Raw genomic sequence first — 216 nt, 5'->3', positions numbered from 1 at the left:
ACGAAGTAAATCCGGTAGAAGTACCAGAAGTGACAGATACCTCTGATACAAACAACAACGGTATCCCGGATGATCAAGAAAAAGCATTAGAAGATGTGGTGAAAGCCGCAGAAGACGCAGAAAAAGCAGCAGAAAAAGCGCTTGAAGATGCGAAAGCTGATGGTGTGATCACACCTGAAGAGAAGAAAGCGGTTGAAGATGCAAATGCTGCGGTTG

1 protein-coding gene is annotated in these 216 nt (G+C 44.9%); it reads left to right on the top strand.

Annotation, left to right across the window (positions count from 1 at the left end; translation table 11 throughout):
* Positions 1-216: hypothetical protein (locus tag E4T92_RS11115; RefSeq protein WP_209307355.1), on the top strand; the 216-nt coding region annotated here is incomplete at both ends.

The organism is Pasteurella sp. WM03, from assembly GCF_004570945.1.
In the GTDB taxonomy this organism is placed as follows: domain Bacteria; phylum Pseudomonadota; class Gammaproteobacteria; order Enterobacterales; family Pasteurellaceae; genus Rodentibacter.
This window is presented reverse-complemented; position numbering and strand designations above follow the sequence as displayed.